This window comes from Nodosilinea sp. P-1105, from assembly GCF_012911975.1.
In the GTDB taxonomy this organism is placed as follows: Bacteria; Cyanobacteriota; Cyanobacteriia; order Phormidesmidales; family Phormidesmidaceae; genus Nodosilinea.
Genome location: NZ_SMDQ01000020.1, coordinates 1 through 19,477, shown reverse-complemented (window position 1 = coordinate 19,477; position 19,477 = coordinate 1). Strand labels below are relative to the sequence as shown.

The 19,477-nt window shown below is 57.0% G+C and carries 15 protein-coding genes; 10 read left to right on the top strand and 5 right to left on the bottom strand.

Annotated elements, in window-relative coordinates; translation table 11 throughout:
- Positions 1-25 precede the first annotated feature (25 nt).
- The 3 genes from trmD to E1H13_RS10985 all read left to right on the top strand — a co-directional run bounded on the left by trmD (position 26) and on the right by E1H13_RS10985 (position 2,198).
- Positions 26-757 (top strand): tRNA (guanosine(37)-N1)-methyltransferase TrmD, encoded by a 732-nt coding sequence (gene trmD / locus E1H13_RS10995; RefSeq protein WP_169613464.1) that lies wholly within the window; start codon positions 26-28, stop codon positions 755-757.
- Between the two features lie 200 nt (positions 758-957).
- Positions 958-1,437: a 2-C-methyl-D-erythritol 2,4-cyclodiphosphate synthase gene (ispF, locus tag E1H13_RS10990; protein ID WP_169613463.1), complete on the top strand. Its 480-nt coding sequence runs from the start codon at positions 958-960 to the stop codon at positions 1,435-1,437.
- A gap of 338 nt (positions 1,438-1,775) precedes the next feature.
- Positions 1,776-2,198, top strand: a complete 423-nt coding sequence (locus E1H13_RS10985; protein WP_169613462.1) for a phospholipid-binding protein — start codon at positions 1,776-1,778, stop codon at positions 2,196-2,198.
- Positions 2,199-2,317: 119 nt separating this feature from the next.
- On the opposite strand, the gene E1H13_RS10980 is transcribed toward E1H13_RS10985, so the two are convergent.
- From E1H13_RS10980 to infC, 4 genes are all read right to left on the bottom strand, one after another.
- Positions 2,318-3,238, bottom strand: a complete 921-nt coding sequence (locus E1H13_RS10980; protein ID WP_169613461.1) for a sugar ABC transporter permease — start codon at positions 3,236-3,238, stop codon at positions 2,318-2,320.
- A 245-nt stretch (positions 3,239-3,483) separates the two neighbouring features.
- Positions 3,484-4,569 (bottom strand): photosystem II q(b) protein, encoded by a 1,086-nt coding sequence (psbA, locus tag E1H13_RS10975; protein WP_169613460.1) that lies wholly within the window; start codon positions 4,567-4,569, stop codon positions 3,484-3,486.
- A gap of 147 nt (positions 4,570-4,716) precedes the next feature.
- Complete coding sequence (locus E1H13_RS10970) at positions 4,717-5,064, bottom strand: histidine triad nucleotide-binding protein (RefSeq protein WP_169613459.1); 348 nt, start codon at positions 5,062-5,064, stop codon at positions 4,717-4,719.
- 347 nt (positions 5,065-5,411) lie between these two features.
- Positions 5,412-5,906 carry a translation initiation factor IF-3 gene (gene infC / locus E1H13_RS10965; protein ID WP_169613500.1) on the bottom strand — a complete coding sequence of 165 codons (495 nt, stop codon included), beginning with the start codon at positions 5,904-5,906 and terminating at the stop codon, positions 5,412-5,414.
- Between the two features lie 348 nt (positions 5,907-6,254).
- Here infC and E1H13_RS10960 point away from each other — a divergent pair, with 348 nt between their 5' ends.
- From E1H13_RS10960 to mnmH, 3 genes are all read left to right on the top strand, one after another.
- Positions 6,255-8,807, top strand: coding sequence for a glycogen/starch/alpha-glucan phosphorylase (locus E1H13_RS10960; protein WP_169613458.1), 2,553 nt, complete (start codon positions 6,255-6,257; stop codon positions 8,805-8,807).
- A gap of 71 nt (positions 8,808-8,878) precedes the next feature.
- Complete coding sequence (locus E1H13_RS10955) at positions 8,879-10,201, top strand: ABC transporter ATP-binding protein (protein ID WP_169613457.1); 1,323 nt, start codon at positions 8,879-8,881, stop codon at positions 10,199-10,201.
- The gene (gene mnmH / locus E1H13_RS10950; RefSeq protein WP_169613456.1) at positions 10,201-11,226 is read left to right on the top strand and encodes a tRNA 2-selenouridine(34) synthase MnmH; all 1,026 of its coding nucleotides are present in this window, start codon (positions 10,201-10,203) and stop codon (positions 11,224-11,226) included. The genes E1H13_RS10955 and mnmH overlap by 1 nt, the downstream gene beginning before the upstream one ends.
- Positions 11,227-11,238: 12 nt before the next feature.
- On the opposite strand, the gene E1H13_RS10945 is transcribed toward mnmH, so the two are convergent.
- On the bottom strand, positions 11,239-11,814 hold the full coding sequence (locus tag E1H13_RS10945) for a Uma2 family endonuclease (RefSeq protein WP_169613455.1): 576 nt from the start codon (positions 11,812-11,814) through the stop codon (positions 11,239-11,241).
- A gap of 216 nt (positions 11,815-12,030) precedes the next feature.
- Between E1H13_RS10945 and E1H13_RS10940 the strand changes: the two genes are divergently transcribed.
- From E1H13_RS10940 to E1H13_RS10925, 4 genes are all read left to right on the top strand, one after another.
- On the top strand, positions 12,031-13,665 hold the full coding sequence (locus tag E1H13_RS10940; protein ID WP_169613454.1) for an alpha-D-glucose phosphate-specific phosphoglucomutase: 1,635 nt from the start codon (positions 12,031-12,033) through the stop codon (positions 13,663-13,665).
- A gap of 106 nt (positions 13,666-13,771) precedes the next feature.
- On the top strand, positions 13,772-14,404 hold the full coding sequence (locus E1H13_RS10935; protein ID WP_169613453.1) for a Uma2 family endonuclease: 633 nt from the start codon (positions 13,772-13,774) through the stop codon (positions 14,402-14,404).
- A gap of 109 nt (positions 14,405-14,513) precedes the next feature.
- Positions 14,514-15,092, top strand: coding sequence for a Uma2 family endonuclease (locus E1H13_RS10930; RefSeq protein ID WP_169613452.1), 579 nt, complete (start codon positions 14,514-14,516; stop codon positions 15,090-15,092).
- Between the two features lie 123 nt (positions 15,093-15,215).
- Positions 15,216-19,477: tetratricopeptide repeat protein (locus E1H13_RS10925; RefSeq protein ID WP_169613451.1), on the top strand; the 4,262-nt coding region annotated here is incomplete at its 3' end.

Genomic DNA, 19,477 nt, shown 5'->3' with positions numbered 1-19,477 from the left:
GGCCATGACAGTCTAGGGGATAACAATGTGCACTGACGAGACCGATCCAATCAGATTTGATGTGGTCAGCCTATTTCCAGACTTTTTCGCATCACCCCTACAGTCAGGGCTGATGGGTAAAGCTGTCACGCGCCGCATTGCAGAAGTTCATCTTACCAACCCTCGGGACTTTACAACGGATAAACACCACCGGGTTGATGATGAACCCTATGGCGGTGGGGTCGGCATGCTGATGAAACCTGACCCAATTTTTGCGGCCGTAGAATCATTACCCATATTGCCCCGGCGGGACGTCATTTTGCTGACCCCCCAGGGGGAACCCATGACCCAGGCCCTGTTTCGTCAGTTAGCCACCTATGACCAGCTAGTGCTGATTTGTGGCCACTATGAAGGCGTAGACGACCGCGTTAGCCATTTGCTCACCCGAGAAGTTTCCCTGGGCGACTTTGTGCTCACCTGTGGTGAGATCCCTGCTTTAGCGCTGATGAATGGCGTGGTTCGCCTGCGCCCCGGCACGGTCGGTAAACCTGACTCACTCAAATACGAAAGCTTTGAAACCCCCCTACTCGACTACCCCCAGTACACCCGCCCGGCCATGTTTCGGGGCTGGGCAGTGCCTGAGGTGTTACTGTCAGGCAATCATCAGGCTATTGCCCAATGGCGACGGCAGCAACAAATTGAGCGTACCAAAACCCGGCGGCCGGATTTGTATGAGCAATGGCAGAAGCAGGATGGTGGGGATGGGGTGATGGGGTGATGGGGTGATGGGGGGATGGGGGGATGGGGGGATGGGGGGATGGGGGGATGGGGAAGGTGGGGGTGATGGATTTTAGATTTTAGATTTTAGATTTTGGATTTTCCCTCTTCCCTCTTCGTTCTTCCCTCTTCGTTCTTCGTTCTTCGTTCTTCGTTCTTCGTTCTTCGTTCTTCGTTCTTCGTTCTTCGTTTTTTCTCCCTATGACCCTTCGCATTGGTAACGGCTACGACATTCACCGCCTTGTCCCCGATCGCCCCCTGATTCTCGGTGGTGTGACGATTCCTCACCACCTGGGCCTGGATGGCCACAGCGATGCTGACGTGCTTACCCACGCGATTATGGATGCCCTGTTGGGGGCCTTGAGCTTGGGAGACATTGGCTTATATTTTCCCCCTGGGGATCCGCAGTGGGCGGGGGCTGACAGTCTGAAGCTACTAGCTCAGGTGAATGAATTGATTCAACAGCGGGGCTGGCAGGTGAGCAACATTGACTCGGTGATTGTGGCGGAACAGCCGAAAATGAAGCCCCATATTCAAGCGATGCGATCGCGCTTAGCCGAAGTTCTGGCTGTGGAGCCCGATCAGGTGGGGGTAAAAGCGACCACCAATGAAACCTTAGGCCCCACGGGCCGCCAGGAGGGAATTGCCGTGTATGCGATCGCCTTACTGACCCAGGCTTAAGCGTCAGCAGTGCTTGCCTGGCTATCCCGTTAAAGATGATGGGCTCACAGGGTTCACGGTCTACGGCTGGCCTTGACCGCAGGTCATAGGTTGTGAACCCCAGGTCACAGATTCCGTCAGAATTAGATTGACTGAGCACCAGGTAAGATGGCGTCAAAAAAATCACCTGAACCTGAGCCAATCGAGGGAACTTTCGGAGAGCTTTACAGTCCCTTTATATAGATGAGGGACACCTGACCCGACATGTAAGTAGATATACCGAGAGAATAGGCTGACAAGGTATATCAGGGGTCGGGCCAATGGTGTCGGATGTTACATGTATCGAAGGTAGGCCACAAATGGCTCAAGGTGTGAACGTGTTGACCAGAGCAGGGCAAGTCGTGAATGGAGCTTACTACGCTACCGCCGAGCGCTACCCAACCCCTATAGCCGGGTTGGGTGCGATTCCCCCGGAACGGGTGGGATTGACTGGGGAATATGACTACTATGGATTAACTAAGCGGGTCCAGGCCGCTTTCTACAGCCGATTTGGGCGTCCCAACATGGCTCGATTAGTCCTGAAACAACGGGGATCGACGATCATCCTCAGTGGTCAGGTTGACAGCCAGGCCCTGGTGGAACCGATGGTGGAGCTGGCGGTGTCCATCGACGGGGCCACCCATGTGGAGGTGCGTAATCTTCTGGTTAATGACAGCCAGGCGGGGGACACTGGCGTTGGGCCCGCTATCAATCCCGAGGCAGCTGCTGTGCGGGTGGCCTAATACTATCTGGCAGAAAGATGTCTACTGTTGCTGAGGGTGTCAGGTTCTGGGTATCAGGTACCAGGCATGTTTGGCCGACTTATGCCGCAGGACATTGGAGCCAGTCTACTCAGACAGGGCTACGCCAGGGGTGAGGTGCCTCGGCCCCCAGCGGCCAGGCGCACGACTGACAACAGCAAAATCACCAAGAACAGCGCCAGCCCAATCGTACAGGCATAGCTGATTTCCAGCTTTTCAAACGCTTGTTCATAAATGTAATAGACCACGGTTTTCGAGCTATTGCGAGGTCCCCCTTGGGTCATGATAAAAACCTCCTCAAATACCTTAGTCGCCGCGATCGCCGAAATAACACTCACCAACAACAGGTAGGGGCGCATCAAGGGAATCGTGATATCCCAATGGCGTCGCCAACCATCGGAGCCATCTAGAGCTGCCGCCTCATACAAATCCTGGGGGATCCCCTGTAGCCCAGCCAAATAAATCACCATGTAGTAGCCCAGGCCCTTCCAAATGGTCACGATCATAACGCTAGCCAAGGCCAACTGAGGACTGGTTAACCAGGGAACACCCTGCTGAATCAACCCTAAATCTTGCAAAATTTGATTAAATAGACCATTTTCAGCATAAAGCCACCGCCAAGCTAATCCAGCCACCACCATCGACACCACTACGGGCGAATAGTAAGCCACCCGCAGCCAATGCATCCCCGGCAGGGAACGGTTGACTAAAATCGCCAGCAACAGCGGCGCCATGGTTAGCACCGGCACCACCCCGACCAAATACAGCAGGGTATTTCCCACGGTTTGCCAAAACACCGCATCCCCCATCAGCCGCTGAACATTAGCCCACCCCACCCAGGTAGGGGCGGCAGTCAGGTCTACCCCAAAGGTGGTAAAGCTAAGGTAAAACGCCTGCAAAGCGGGCCAAAATACAGAAATTCCTAGGGCCACCAGGGCTGGCAACAAAAATAAGTAGGGGATCGCCGCTGGGGGAATGGTTAACCCAGCCAGACCAGGGGTAGGGCGTTGAGAGACAGCCATAAAACGCCAGACTTTCTTTTCAGTTCTTTTCAGAGGGGGCACCGCCCCATCATATCGCTTCAACCCTGACTAACGGCACCCATGACAAAAGCGCCCCAGGGTCTGGAGCGCTTTGGGGTTAGATCAACCCTTAGATTAATCCTTGCGTCAGAGCGATTCAGGCCAGAGGTGATTGAATCATCTCTGGCCCGAGTTGCCCCCTGTGAGGCAGGCCATAACCAGGTCATGGCCTGCCCGGGCAAGGATTAACCGTTGATTACCGGAGCTTGCAGGGCAACCGGGGTGGCTTCACCAGCAGAAGCCAAGTCCAGCGGGAAGTTGTGAGCGTTGCGCTCGTGCATCACTTCCATCCCCAGGTTGGCGCGGTTGATCACGTCAGCCCAGGTGCCAATCACCCGACCCTGGGAATCCAGGACGGACTGGTTGAAGTTGAACCCGTTCAGGTTGAACGCCATGGTGCTGATGCCCAGGGCGGTGAACCAGATGCCGATTACAGGCCAGGCACCCAAGAAGAAGTGCAGGCTGCGGCTGTTGTTGAAGCTGGCATATTGGAAGATCAAGCGACCGAAGTAACCGTGGGCCGCCACGATGTTGTAGGTCTCTTCCTCTTGGCCGAACTTGTAGCCGTAGTTCTGAGACTCGGTCTCGGTGGTTTCACGCACCAGAGAAGACGTCACCAGAGAACCGTGCATGGCGGAGAACAGAGAACCACCGAACACACCAGCCACACCCAACATGTGGAAGGGGTGCATCAGAATGTTGTGCTCAGCCTGGAACACAATCATGAAGTTGAAGGTACCGGAGATCCCCAGGGGCATACCGTCCGAGAAGGAGCCTTGACCCAACGGATAGATCAAGAACACAGCGGTAGCTGAGGCTAGAGGAGCGCTGTAAGCCACGCAGATCCAAGGGCGCATGCCCAGGCGGTAGCTCAGTTCCCACTGCCGACCCATGTAGGCAAAAACACCGATCAGGAAGTGGAAAACGATCAACTGGTAAGGACCACCGTTGTATAGCCACTCATCCAAGGAAGCGGCATCCCAGATGGGGTAGAAGTGCAGGCCGATGGCATTGGACGACGGCACAACCGCACCGGAGATGATGTTGTTGCCGTACATCAGAGAACCAGCAACGGGCTCACGGATACCGTCGATATCAACCGCAGGGGCGGCGATAAAGGCAATCACGAAACAAGTGGTGGCAGTTAGCAGGGTGGGAATCATCAGCACACCGAACCAGCCCACATATAGGCGGTTCTCGGTGCTGGTAATCCACTGGCAAAACTGCTCCCACGCTCCCACGCTGTCGCGTGTACGTAGAGAAGTAGTCATAAATAAAAGGCCAATAAATAACAACCAACCGAATGGGAAGGTATTACGTATAAGTCCCATTCATCCTGTTAGCGTAAAGTTTTCGAAGCCACTGGCCAATCGCTCTATAACAATCTTTATTTCGTTGTACGAAAGTAAATAAAACAGTTAGCCTGGGGGCCACCCTAGAGCACGCCCCCCGAGCAGGTGCAGATGCAAGTGGAAAACCGTTTGCCCACCATCGTTCCCTGTGTTGATTACCACTCGATAGCCCGACTCGGTCAACCCTAACTGATCCGCAACAGACTTAACCGTTAGCAACAAATGCCCTAAAAGGTCTTTGTCGTCAGTGGTTACATCGGACAGCTTGGGTATCGGTTTTTTGGGAATCACCAGAATGTGGGTCGGTGCCTTGGGATCGATGTCGGAGAAGGCCAAGCAAAGGTCATCTTCGTAAAGGATATTGGCTGGAATTTCTTTCCGAATGATTTTGCCAAAGATAGTGTCGCCACTCATAGGTTGGATTGGACTATAGGTTGGATTGGACTAAGAAACGCCGCTATTGTGCCATGGGTTAGCGCAGGAGTGCTGAGAGTGGCTCTCCTAACCTAATGGTCTGTCAAGCCAGAAGTGCTGGGTCAACAGGGGCTGCGGCGCAAGGTCTAGGGTTCACGGTTTAGGGCGAGCCGCAGACCGCAGACCGTAAGCCCTAGGTCACATCTCCCGTCATTGTTTTGTGACTGAACATTAGTGCCTACGCTGAAAGGCATCCCCCCGGTGTCGCGAATGAGCGTCGCCGGGGGGATAAACAAGATATCGAAGGTAAGTCCCCTAGCTATAGGAACTTACGAATCAAGGCTGGACTAAGACGGGGTTAAAAACACGGTTAAGCCTCGGCGGTCAAAAGACTGAACCTTCCCCGCACTGTCTAGATCATCAACAACGCGCTTCAGTAATTCCGTAGCGCGATCGCGGTGCTGGTGTTCCCGGCCCCGTAGCCGCACTAAGAACTTCACAGAGTCACCCTTGCTTAACCACCCCATCGCCCGCTTAATACGTCGCTCGTAGTCTGACTCGCCAATGTTGGGGCGAAACTTAACTTCCTTGACCGAAGGACGAGCAGCCTGCTTTTGCCGCTTACTCTGCTGATATTGCAGCTTGCCATAATCCATGATTTTGGCAATGGATGCCTCCCCTTCACGCTGGGAGACCACCACAAGGTCTAACTTTTGGGCCTTGGCTCTTTTCAGCGCCTCTTGAGTATCGATCAGACCACAGTTTTCGCCAGTCTGGTCGATTAATACCACTTCAGGATCAGCGATATGGCGGTTAACTAAAGGCTTCTGTTTCTTAGCGATAGGACAAAACTCTCAATTCTACAATCATGCTACGGTTCAATCTCTGGTTGACTACCTATCAACCACGCTTTCACCAGAAGAATGGCGTAGGAGGCCTCAAAGACATGACCAGAGCCCTGTAACATGTTCCTCTAGTATATGTCGATACTCCCCTCAGCACACCCCCCTTTGGATAGGGTTCCGGAAAAATAACCGATCAAATCGGGATTGAGCCCTGAATCTTTAACTTAGATTAAACCGTATCCTAAGTCACAAACTACGCTCCCTCCTTTTGATCTGATTAATCTGATTAAATTGACTTGATCAATCAAAAGACCACCTCCAGTTGCATGCAAGGTTTTCTGGCTTATGGATAGTGCTTCGCCCACCGATGTTGCTGTGGCCACCGCTCTGGCCAAGGCCCGTACCGCCACTGATGTTGACAGCATCAAGCGAGCGTTTTTGAACAATCTATTCTATGTACAGGGCAAGCCCGTTTCCCTGGCCACCCAACACGACTATTACATGGCCCTGGCCTATCTGGTGCGCGATCGCATGTTGCACCGCTGGAATGGCACCGCCGAAGCCTATACTCAGCACAAGGCCCGTACCGTCTGCTATCTGTCTGCCGAGTTTTTGATGGGCCCACACCTGGGCAACAACTTGATCAACATGGGTATTTTGGAGCAGGTGAAGCAGGCGATGGCAGAACTGGGGCTCGACTTTGACGAACTGTTGGCCCAGGAGGAAGAGCCGGGCCTGGGCAATGGGGGCCTGGGGCGACTGGCCGCCTGCTACCTGGATTCTCTGGCTTCTCTGGAAGTGCCATCGGTGGGCTACGGCATTCGCTATGAGTTCGGCATTTTTGAACAGGGGTTGCGGGATGGCTGGCAGGTGGAGCGCACCGATAAGTGGCTACGCCATGGCAATCCCTGGGAAATTTCTCGCCCGGAATGGTCTGTGGAGGTGAAGTTCGGCGGCTATACCGAAACCTACACGGACGCTAGCGATCGCTACCGGGTGCGCTGGGTGCCCGATCGCGAAGTCTTGGGGGTTCCCTACGACACGCCGATCCTGGGTTACCGGGTGAATACCGCTAACACCCTGCGCCTGTGGAAGGCGGAGGCGATCGAATCCTTTGACTTTGAGGTGTTTAACCAGGGCAACTACTACGGGGCAGTGGAACAAAAGGTGGCCTCGGAAAACATCTCCAAGGTGCTTTACCCCAACGACGAAAAAATCGAGGGCAAGCAACTGCGCCTGGAGCAACAATTTTTCTTTGTGTCTTGCTCTTTGCAAGATATGTTTCGCATTCTGCATGGCCAGGGCCTGGCCGTGGAGCGATTCCATGAAAAGTTTGCCATTCAGCTGAATGATACCCACCCGGCGATCGCGGCGGCAGAGCTGATGCGCCTCTTGCTGGATGAGTATGGCCTGGACTGGGCGATCGCCTGGGAAATTACCCAAAAAACCCTGGCCTATACCAACCATACCCTGCTGCCAGAAGCCCTGGAAAAGTGGCCCATCAGCCTGTTTGGTAAGCTGCTGCCCCGCCACCTGGAGATCATTTTTGAAATCAACAGCCGCTTCCTGGACCTGGTGCGGATGAAGTTTCCTAAGGATGCCGATCGACTGGCCCGGATGTCGCTGATTGACGAAAGCGGGGAGCGCTATGTGCGCATGGCCAACTTGGCCTGTGTCAGCAGCCACACGATTAACGGGGTGGCGGCTCTCCACACTGACCTGTTGAAGCAAACGGTGTTGCGCGATTTTTACGAGCTCTTCCCCGAAAAGTTCTGTAACAAGACCAACGGTGTCACCCCCCGCCGCTGGATGGTGCTGAGTAATCCTCGCCTCAGCACCATGGTCAGTAGCCGCATTGGCGATCGCTGGATCAAGCACCTGGACGAACTGCAGCAGCTGGAACCCCTGGCCAACGACAGCGGCTTTCGAGAGGAGTGGCGGGGCATTAAGCAGGCGATTAAACGCGATATGGCCAGTCGCATTCATCAGCAATTTGGCCTGCTGGTGGACCCTGCCTCGATCTTTGACGTGCAGATAAAACGCATCCACGAGTACAAGCGCCAGCACCTGAACGTGTTGCACATCGTCACCCTGTACAGCCAGTTGAAGCAAAATCCCAACTTGGACGTGACCCCCCGCACCTTTATCTTTGGCGGCAAGGCAGCCCCTGGTTACGCCATGGCCAAGCTGATGATCAAGCTGATCACCGCCGTGGGGGACATGGTCAACAAAGACCCTGACCTGCGCAACCGCCTGAAGGTGATCTTTCTGCCCAATTACAACGTCACCAACAGCCAGCGTATCTACCCTGCCTCTGACCTGTCAGAGCAAATTTCCACCGCCGGGTTCGAAGCCTCGGGCACTGGCAACATGAAGTTTGCCATGAACGGCGCCCTGACCATTGGCACCCTGGATGGGGCCAACATTGAAATCCGAGATGCTGTCGGGGCCGACAACTTCTTTCTGTTTGGCCTGACGGCTGACCAGGTGGTGGACCTGAAGGCCAAAGGCTACGACCCCTACCACTACTACTGCACCAACCCCCTGCTCAAGGACGCCATTGATTTGATTGCCTCGGGCCATTTTTCCCAGGGGGATGGGGCATTGTTTAAGCCCCTGCTGGATAAGCTGCTGTACCACGATCCATTCATGCTGCTGGCCGACTACCAGGCTTACATCGACTGCCAAAGGCAGGTGGGCCAGGCCTACAGCGATCCAGACCACTGGACCCACATGGCTATTCTCAACTCGGTGCGGATGGGCCAATTCTCGTCGGATCGATCGATCCGTGAATACTGCGATCAGATCTGGAAAGTCACCCCCTTTGAGGTCAACCTGCAGGGCTACGACGGCGGTGAGGACAGCCCAGAAAACCAACTCACCTGTAAGCTGAGCTAAGTCGTCTAGCGGCAAGCCTGCTGAATCTGCTGTAGGCTCTAAGATCGTTACTACTCCTTTGCCAGGTTGCCGTGGCCCACGTTGCGATTGAAAATGTCTACAAAACCTTCCCGAGGTCTCACGCATCCCGTGAGGCTGATCAGCTGTTGACGGAAACCCCAGCTTCCCCAGGGGACCACGACGGGACGGCGGTGCTGAAGCGGATTAACCTGACGGTCAATGACGGCGAGTTTATGGTGCTGGTGGGGCCGTCGGGGTGTGGTAAGAGTACGTTGTTGCGATTAATTTCTGGGCTAGAAAGCATTACTGGCGGCAGTATCTGGGTGGGCGATCGCAAAGTCAATCATCTGCCCCCGAAGCAACGGGACACGGCCATGGTGTTCCAGAGCTACGCCCTATACCCGCACCTGACGGTGTACGACAACCTGGCCTTTGGCCTGCGCCGCATGGGGGCCGACCTGGGCCAAACGATGCCCCAGCTTCAGTCTGGGGAAAAGCCGTTGCCCATCAGTGACTCTGCCGCCAACCAGGAACTGGAACGACTGCTGGCCCAAAGCCACTGGTGGGAAAAACCCCTGGTGTCGATCACCCGGCGATTGCCCCCGGGCCTGCGCTACATGTCTGAAGCCGAGCGCTTGATCGACGAGCGCGTCAGGGCGGTGGCCAAAATGCTGCAAATCGATCCATTGCTGAACCGCTACCCGCGTCAGTTGTCGGGGGGGCAAAAGCAGCGGGTGGCCCTGGGGCGAGCCATGGCCCGCAACCCCCAGGTGTTTTTGATGGATGAACCCCTCTCTAACCTGGATGCCAAGCTACGGCTGGAAACCCGAGCCCAGATTGTCAACCTCCAGCGACAACTAGGCATTACTACCATCTATGTCACCCACGACCAGGTGGAAGCCATGACCATGGGCCACCGGATCGCGGTGATGCACCAGGGCCAAATTCAGCAGGTGGCCCCCCCGCTGGAGCTGTACCATCGCCCGGCCAACTTGTTTGTGGCGGAATTCATTGGCTCCCCCGCCATGAACTTTATTTCGGTGCAGGTGCAGGCCCCCTACCTGGTAACCCATGCCGAATTTCGGCTGGCCCTGCTCAGCGACTGGGCCGACCGGTTGCAGCCCTACGATGGCCAGACGGTGCTGTTAGGCATTCGGCCTGAACATTTAAGTCTGGCCCTGCCCGCCCCTAAAAATATTTGTGGCCGCGTCACCCATTTAGAAGCCCTGGGCAGCGAAACCTATCTGACGGTGACCAGCGAGAGTCTCTGCCTGCAGGCCAAAATTCCCCCAGATCCAGCGGTGCGGATTGGCGATCAGGTGTGGCTGGCGATCGCTTCTGAGCAAGTCCATCTGTTTGACCCGGTGAGCGAGCGATCGCTGATGGAGCCCTGATGCCGCCTGCCATTCCCCTGGATCAATTCTGGCAGTCCCCTGGGCCGATCTTAGATGTGCGCAGCCCCAGCGAGTACGCCCAGGGTCATATCCCAGGGGCGATTAGCTTTCCTCTGTTTAGCGACGACGAACGAGCCCAGGTGGGCACCTGCTACAAACAGGTGGGTCGCGATCAGGCCGTGGAGCTGGGGTTCGACCTGGCTGGCCCCAAATGTGGCGACTTCATTCGCCAGGCCAAGGCCCTGGCCCCCGATCGCACCCTGCGGCTGCACTGCTGGCGGGGGGGCATGCGCAGTGGTGGCCTGGGCTGGATTTTAGCCACCGCTGGCTTCCGGGTAGTGACCCTGGAGGGGGGGTACAAGGCCTATCGCCGCTGGGTGCGTCAGAGCCTGGCCACCCCCAAACCGCTACTGGTGCTAGGGGGCATGACCGGCACCGCCAAGACCCTGATTCTGCAGGAGCTGGCCGCCCTGGGGGAGCCAGTGCTGGATTTGGAAGCCTTAGCTAACAATCGGGGCAGCAGCTTTGGGGCCTTGTTGCTACCGCCCCAGCCCTCGACGGAGCAGTTCGAGAACCTGCTGGCCGATCGCTGGGGGGTCTTTACAGGCGATCGGCCGATTTGGGTGGAAGCCGAAAGCCGCCGGGTGGGCACCTGCCGGATCCCTGACGAACTGTTTCGGCAAATGGATACCGCCCCCACCCTGGAAATTATTCGCTCCCTGGAGGAGCGGCTAGACCTGCTGGTGGATATCTATGGCCAGGCCGATCCCCAGGATTTAATCATCGCCACAGAACGCATCCGTAAACGCCTGGGGGGGCAGCGCACCCAGGCGGCGGTGGCCCACATCCAGGCCGGGGACCTGCGATCGGCCTGTGCGATCATTTTGGACTACTACGATCGCACCTATCGCTACGACCTGGAACGGCGAGGTACCGTGATCCCCCAGGTGGATGGGCAGGGAAAAAGCCCCGCCGCGATCGCCCGCTACCTGCAAAACCACTGGCCCAGTGTGATTCAGCGATAGTTGCGATCGCCCTTACCCCCAGATCTCCGCCAGAGTAAGGATAAACCCAGGTAGGACGTCTTCCCCAGATAGCTGTTCCGGCTGAGCTAGGTACTCCGTGGGGCGACCCAGCCGGTAAATTTCCACCCGCTTTTCCTGGGGGTCAATCAGCCAGCCCAGCCGCACCCCACAATCCCGATACTCCGCCATCTTGCGCTCTAGGGTTGTGAGCTTATCGGTGGCAGAACGCAGTTCGATCAGAAAATCAGGAGCCAGGGGTAAAAACTGGCCGGGGTCTGGGGCAATGGCCTGAATGCGAGCGGTTGCTACCCAGGCCACATCTGGCGAGCGATCGGCCCCGTTGGGTAGGGAAAAGCCCGTAGAGGAATCAAAGACGATGCCTGTACCATCCTGCCTTGCCCATAGGCCTACCTGTAGATTGAGCTGAGAATTTTGACGACCAGATTCCCATCCGGTGGGGGGCATAAGAATTAAGTCTCCTGTGCTGCTGCGCTCTAGGCGCAGATCCTGATTAACCTTGCAAAGCTCATAAAACTGTTCACGGCTGAGCCGCATCACCGGGTCGAGGGTCAGGGTTAGGGAGGTCATGGCGCCGGGATAGCAACGTCCTTTCTATTTTGCTCTATTTATGGATTAGCCTGTGGACCAGCATAGAAGATCAGTCAGTCCCTGCCCCTGAGCGCTAACCCTACCTCTTCCCGTTAACCTTCCCTTTAAAAACATCCCCTAAGTTAGTAGGGGATTTAGCCATGGGGGATTTATCCTAAGGTTGCGTCCGGCTTACCTAGGAGTATGTTTTAGCCTATGAGTATTCAAACGGTATCCACTCAGCCCTATAGCGACCAAAAGCCTGGGACTTCTGGGCTGCGGAAAAAGGTACCTACCTTTCAGCAACCCCACTATCTACAAAATTTTATTCAATCTATTTTCAATAGCCTGGAGGGCTACCAAAACCAAACCCTCGTCGTTGGCGGGGACGGACGCTACTACAACCGTGAAGCTATCCAAATTATTCTTAAAATGGCGGCGGCCAATGGGTTTGGCCGGGTGCTCGTGGGCCAGGGGGGCATTCTCTCCACCCCGGCGGCCTCCTGCATCATCCGCAAAAATAAAGCCCTTGGCGGCATTATTCTGTCCGCCAGCCACAACCCCGGTGGCCCGGATGAAGACTTTGGGGTGAAGTACAACATCGGCAACGGCGGTCCCGCTCCTGAATCCGTCACCGATGCTATTTTCAAGCATAGCCAGACCATCAGCCAGTACAAAATCCTCGATGCCTCCGATATTGACCTGGACCGGGTGGCCAGCCACAGCCTGGGCCACACCACCGTAGAGGTGATTGATTCAGTCACTGACTACGGGGCCTTAATGGAAACCCTATTTGACTTTGGCCAGATCAAGCAACTGCTCTCGGGGGGCAAGTTTCGCTTTTGTATGGATTCCCTGCATGCGGTGACCGGCCCCTATGCCAAGGCCCTGTTCGAACGGCGGCTCAACGCTCCGGCGGGTACGGTGGTAAACAGTGAACCCCTGGAAGACTTTGGCGGCGGCCACCCCGACCCCAACCTGGTCTACGCCCACGACCTGGTGGAGGTGATGTTTGGGGACAATGCCCCTGACTTTGGGGCCGCCTCCGATGGGGACGGCGATCGCAATATGGTTTTGGGCAAAAACTTCTTTGTTACCCCCAGCGACAGCCTGGCTATTTTAGCCGCCAACGCCACCCTGGTCCCCGGCTACCGGAATGGCCTGGCCGGGATTGCCCGCTCTATGCCCACCAGCCAGGCCGCCGACCGCGTTGCCGAAAAGCTGGGCATCGACTGCTACGAAACTCCCACCGGCTGGAAGTTCTTTGGTAATCTGCTGGATGCCGGTAAAGCCACCCTCTGCGGCGAAGAAAGCTTTGGCACTGGCTCTAACCATATTCGGGAAAAAGATGGTCTGTGGGCGGTGTTGTTTTGGCTAAACATCCTGGCGGTGAAGGGGCAGTCGGTGGAAGCCATTGTCCGCGAACACTGGGCTACCTATGGTCGCAACTACTACTCTCGCCATGACTATGAAGGGGTAGACAGCGATCGCGCCAACACCCTGATCGACAACCTGCGCCAGAGCCTCGGTTCTATGGCCGGCAAAACCTTTGGGGCCTACACCGTCGACTATGCCGACGACTTTGCCTACACCGACCCGGTGGACAGCAGCGTCGCTAAAAACCAGGGGGTGCGCATTGGCTTCACCGACGGCTCCCGCATCGTCTTTCGCCTGTCCGGCACCGGCACCTCCGGGGCCACCCTGCGGCTGTATGTAGAAAGCTACGAGCCTGACCCAGCCAAGCATGACCAGGAAACCCAGGCCGCCCTGGCGGACTTGATCGCTCTGGCCGACGAGATCGCCCAGATTAAGACGCTGACTGGCCGCCCCGAACCCACCGTGATCACCTAAAACCCTGGTCCAGACCTCCGAGTTCTAAAGAACTCGGAGGTCTATCCTATCTTGAGCCTTAGAATTAGAATTACCCGATCAGCCAGCCCGGCGGGAGGCAAAACCCATGTACCTAGAGGCGCCATCCACCCCAACGGGGGAAAATCGGCTGGCATTTCGTTCCCTGGATTGGTCAGCCTTTCAGCAAATTCATCAACTGCTAGGAGAACGCACCCATGCCCGCTTTACCTATGACAATGGGACGTTAGAAATTACCATGCCGTTGGAGGGCCACGAGCGCCTGGCTCGGTTAATTGAACTGTTTATCCGCATTTTGGTGGTGGAACTGGGCCTGAAAATGAAATCGATGGGGTCAACCACCCTGGCTAGAGCAGACCTGCTGAAAAGTGCAGAACCGGATAACGGCTATTACATTCAAAACTATGGTTCGGTGGCCGATCATGAGGTAGATTTAGCCGTTGATCCTCCGCCAGATTTGGTGGTTGAGGTGGATATCACCCATACGGATATTCAGAAAAATGACCTCTATGCCAGCCTGGGGGTGCCTGAATTTTGGCGGTTTAACGGGCGGGAGTGGACAATCTTACAGCTGGTGGCCGGGCAGTATGAGGAGCGGCAGCGCTCACCCACCTTTCCTCTGGTGGCAAAGGCCGATCTTTACGGTTTTTTGCAGACCGCGATCGCCGATGAAGTCACCGCAGAACTGGACTTTCGCCAATGGGTGCGCACCCAAATTTAGCCTCTCCCATAGACGGTTATGCCCCGAAGGTAAAATTTGATCAGGATTTTCTTGGGAAGGGCCTTTTGGTTAGCCCTCCACCGCCAAACTGCCAAGGAGGCCGCTGGGCATGGTATCTGTTACGCAACCTCAGGTGCATGTGTGGACTCGCGATGAGTATCAACGCCTGGCCGATCTCGGCTTTTTTGAGGGGCGACGGGTAGAGTTAATCGAAGGTCAGGTGATGGATATGGCCGCCATGAGAAGCCCCCATGCCACGGCCGTTGACCTGGTGGATGCAGCCCTGAAAGCGGTGTTTGACGCTGGCTATTATGTTCGCCAGCAAAAGCCTTTTGTGATCAGCGACATTTCTGAGCCAGAGCCAGATGTGGCCGTGGTGCCCGGCACCATTCGCGACTATGCCACGGCCCACCCCACCACAGCGGCGTTACTGGTGGAGGTGGCCGATACCTCAGTCAGCTACGATCGCAGCGTGAAGGGCAGCCTGTACGCCAAGGCAGGGATTGCTGACTATTGGATTGTAAACCTGGTCCAGCGCCAGTTGGAGGTGTATCGCCAGCCCGTGGCGGATGATGAAGTGACCTACGGCTGGCGCTACGGGGAGGTGGTAACCTATCTGCCTGGACAGGCGGTTGCACCGTTAGCCGCTGTCAATGGGCGGGTGGCCGTTGAGGATTTACTGCCCTAGGGTTGCGGCTCATCTCTTTTAGCAGCAGTGGCGGAAAAAGGTCGGCTATCTTAGGGGTATATTTCGGGGCCAAGGCCAGAGTCAGCCAGGATTCAACCACCACCTCGCCAGGGTAAGCCAGCGATGAGCCAGCCGGTTTTTATTTCCCACTCGTCTAAAGACGACGATACCGTCAGGCGTCTGCGGGAAATTCTTGAAGCTCACGGTCAACTCCCCTGGGTGGATTCCCGAGAGCTGACCGGCGGCGATGAACTGACCGAAACCATCAAAACCGCCATTCGCACCGCCCGCCACTTTCTGGTGGTGATCAGCCTGGATGCCCTTAGCTCAGGCTGGGTGCAGAAAGAAATCCTGCTGGCGTCAGAGGTCGCCCAACAGCGCACAGATGGCTATAAAGTTATCCCCATCGTGTTGCCGGGAGTGCCAAGGGGCATTCTCAAACCTTTCTTTCCCAATGACCCCATCCATATTTTTGTCAACGAAGGTCCAAACGGGCTCCGAGAAGCCGTTCCGGCCATCTACGCGGCCCTGGGTAAAGAACTCCCCGATGATCTGAAACCGGGTACAACCGTCCCGGTCGAACCTGTCGAAGAACTCCTCCTGACCCTCACTGACCCCCACATTACCGAACGCGACAGCATTCGCCGCGCCACCGCCACCGCCGAACTTACCTACATTCCTGCCGATAGCCGCCGCGCCATTACTAGCCGCCGCTACCGCTTCGAGGCACCGCTAGGCCCAGTGGAACTCGAAGAAATCCGCTGGTACATCGAGAAGTACTACCAGTGGCCCACGGGCGTCTTTAAGGACCGGGCTACCCGCACGGAGCAAAACCTCCCTCTCTGGGGCAAAGCCCTCTACGATGCTGCCCTCAGCGGCGAAACCGCCTGCGAACCGTTAGCAGAATGGCGGCGCACTAACAGCAATCGCCGCTTTTCTGTGCAGGTAGACGGCGAACCCGTGGAAGGCACTCCCGAAGCAGAAGCCGCTCTGTGCCGAGAAGCGGCCAGCGATTTGCTCTCGCTGCCCTGGGAGATTTTGCATGATGGCAAGGGCTATCTGGCTCAAGGGGCAAGCGGAGCGCAAGTCCGGCGTCGTTTGCCGAATCGAGAGCCTCAACCTGTTACAAAAGCAAAGCTTCCGATTCGAGTGCTGCTAATCAGCCCTCGTCCCGAATTCGCGGATGATCAGGGAAATCCAGTTGGTTATATCGACCACCGCATCAGTGCCAAGGCTCTGGTGCAGGCTGTGGAGGAATTGGGGGAAGACCTGGTGCAGGTGGATCTGCTGCCATCCCCCACCTTTCCTGCGATGAAAGCAGCCCTGAAACAGGCTAAGGATAAAGGCGAGCCCTATGATGTCGTCCACTTTGACGGGCACGGGGTCTACGATCGCCGCGTCGGGCTGGGGTATCTCTGCTTTGAGGCCCACCGCGATCGCCACAAGCTCGGCAAGCGGCTACTCGAATTGGTAAATGCCCAGGAACTTGCCGCTGAAATGCGAGGCTATGGCGTGCCGCTGTTTTTTCTGGAAGCCTGCCAGAGTGCTCAAACGTCTGACGACCCAATGGCTTCCGTAGCAGCGAAGCTACTAGAAGAAGGCGTCGGTTCTGTGGTGGCTATGAGCCATTCGGTACTAGTGGAAACGGCCCGCCGCTTTGTGGAGCCCTTTTACCGCACCCTGGCGGAAGGCAAACGGGTGGGGGATGCCATGATGGCGGGGCAAGCGACCCTCTACGGCGACCCCTACCGCTTCAAAATTATGGGGGCAGGCATCCTGGAGCTACAAGACTGGTTTGTGCCCGTGCTCTACCAGGATGAAGCTGACCCCCAGCTCTTTACCGTTACCGTGGGGGAAGCGGCAGCCCGCCTGGCCCGAGAGCGACGCCAGACCCAACTGGGCCAGCTCCCCCCAGAACCGGAGCACCACTTTGTCGGTCGCAGCCGCCAACTGCTGCACCTAGAGCGCCTGCTACAGCAGGAACCCTACGCCGTGGTGCGCGGCAGCGGCGGCCTGGGTAAAACGGCGCTGACGGTGGAACTGGCCCGCTGGCTGGTGCAGTCGGGCCGGTTTCAGCGGGCGGCATTCGTCAGCGTGGAGCCGCAGAACGTGCAGGATGTGAGGGGGGTGCTGGATGCGATCGGTCGGCAGTTGGTGCCGGGGTATCTGGTGGCCCAGTATGGCGACGACTGGGCCGCTGCCCTGCAACCGGTGGAGCGCGCCCTGCGGGACTGCCCGACGGTAATTGTGCTGGACAATATGGAAAGTGTGCTGCCCGATAGCGAGGGCAACAACCCGGCGGGGGTGGCGGATGTGACGGAGCTGCTGGCCCTCTGCCAGAAATTTGTTGCCGCCGACCCCCGCTGCCGCCTGCTGTTTACCAGCCGCGAACCCCTGCCCACCCCATTTGCCAAGGCCAAATGCACCGTAGAACTGGGACGGCTGAGCAAGGATGAAGCCATTCAATTAGTGGAGCAGGTAATCACCGAGCAGGGAGGAACCCTTCCTGCCGATGACGACGGTACGACTCCAAAAGATAATTCCACTGATGTTCCACCAGCAGTGATTGAGCTGGTGGAAACCGTGAACCGCCACACCCGCGCCCTGGTGCTGCTGGCCAGGGAAGTGGCGCGAGGGGTACGGGCAACGACGCAGAATGTGGCGGGGTTGATGGCGAAGCTGGATGCGGAGAACCCAGGCGATCGCGAGAACTCGCTGTATGCCAGCTTAGAGCTGTCGCTGCGGCGCTTGCCGGAGGAGGTGCGGGAACGGGTGAAGCGGCTGGCGGTGGTGCATGGGGGAGCCAATCTTTTTGTTTTGAGTGAAGTACTGGGGCTTGATTCAGAAAATGCTCAAGCGGTTGGTGCCATGCTGATCGGGGTTGGGATGGCGGAGGAGCAGGAGTACACCTACCTGCGGCTGGATCCGGCGCTGCCTGCCTACCTGCAACTGAGGCAGCCTCCTGAGCACCTGGCCCAATTCATCGCTACCTGGGCCGAGGCGATGAGGCAACTGGTCGACTTCCTCTATGGGCAAATGTTCCAAGATAACCGACTGGCCCGTGGACTGATGCTGCTGGAGCTGCCCAACCTAATGGCCCTGCTGGACTGGCTGGGGCAGCGGCTGGCTGCCAATAGCGACATGGCTGAACAAGTGGTCGCTACGGCTGGGAAGATTGAACAATTGCTGACTCCCCTGAACCGCCCCCAGGCCCTGGCGCGGGTGGTGGCCCTGCGGGAACAGGCAGCGGTGGCAATGCCCGAGTGGGGCGAGGCTCGGTTTAAAAACGAGCGATTGCAGATTGAGCGATTGCTAGACCAGCGGCAACTGCAAGCGGCCTATACCCAGGCTCAGGCGCTGCTAGCCCAGGCTCAAAAGTTGGGGCCAACCGCTTATAACGGGGCGGATTATGATTTGGCCGAGGCCCATTTCCTGCTGGGCCGAGTGTTGAGCGATGGTGGTCAGGCAGCCTCGGCTCTGAAGCAGTTTGTAGAGGCTCATCAACAGTTTGAGGCCTTAGAGGAAGGGGAAGAACGTATGGTCTCTGTGACCCTGGCTGAGCAAGCCAACTGCCTTCTGGACCTAGGGCGGTTGGATGAGGCAGCGGTGAGGTATGAGGAACTGCTTGTCTTGGCTGAAAAGCGCGAGTCTTCCAGAGATGTGGCGGCGATCAAAGTCCAACTTTCCACGGTGCGAATGTATCAGGGACGGTATGGGGAGGCGATCGCCGGTTACCAAGCAGCCCGCACCCTGTTTGAACAGCAAAACGAACCCGCCTCCGTTGCCATTGTCTGGCACAAGCTCGGCATGGTGCATCAAGCGGCAGGCAACTGCGACGCCGCAGAAGCCGCCTACCGCCAGTCCCTGGCGATTCGGACCCAGCAAGGCGTTCGGGCCGGGCAGGCGAGTAGTTTGACCCAGTTGGGGAATCTTTACGACGATTGTTTGAACCGACCGGAAGAGGCGGTGATCTTTTATCGGCAGGCAGCGGATATTGCTGTTGAGTCAGGTGATCTAAAAGAGGAAGGTGTAGCCCGCAACAATATTGGCAAGACCTTGCTCAAGCTCCAGCGTTACGACGAAGCGCGAAGGGAAATCCGACGGGCGATCGAGTGTAGGCAACCCTTCGGTGCTGCAGGAGACATCTGGCAGTCCTTCTCCGTCCTGCACCAAATTGAAACCGCTACCGGCAACCCCGCAGCGGCTCGGGAGGCGTGGCAGCAGGCTCGCGATGCCTACCTGGCCTACCGGCAGCAGGGGGGCTATGCCCAGGGTGACGGCGGCAAGCTGGTAGACCACGTTCTGGGTCTGCTGGCTCAGCAGCAGACCGGTGAAGTCCAGTCGCTGTTTGCCGAGCTAACCAACAACCCAGAAGTAACCGACTC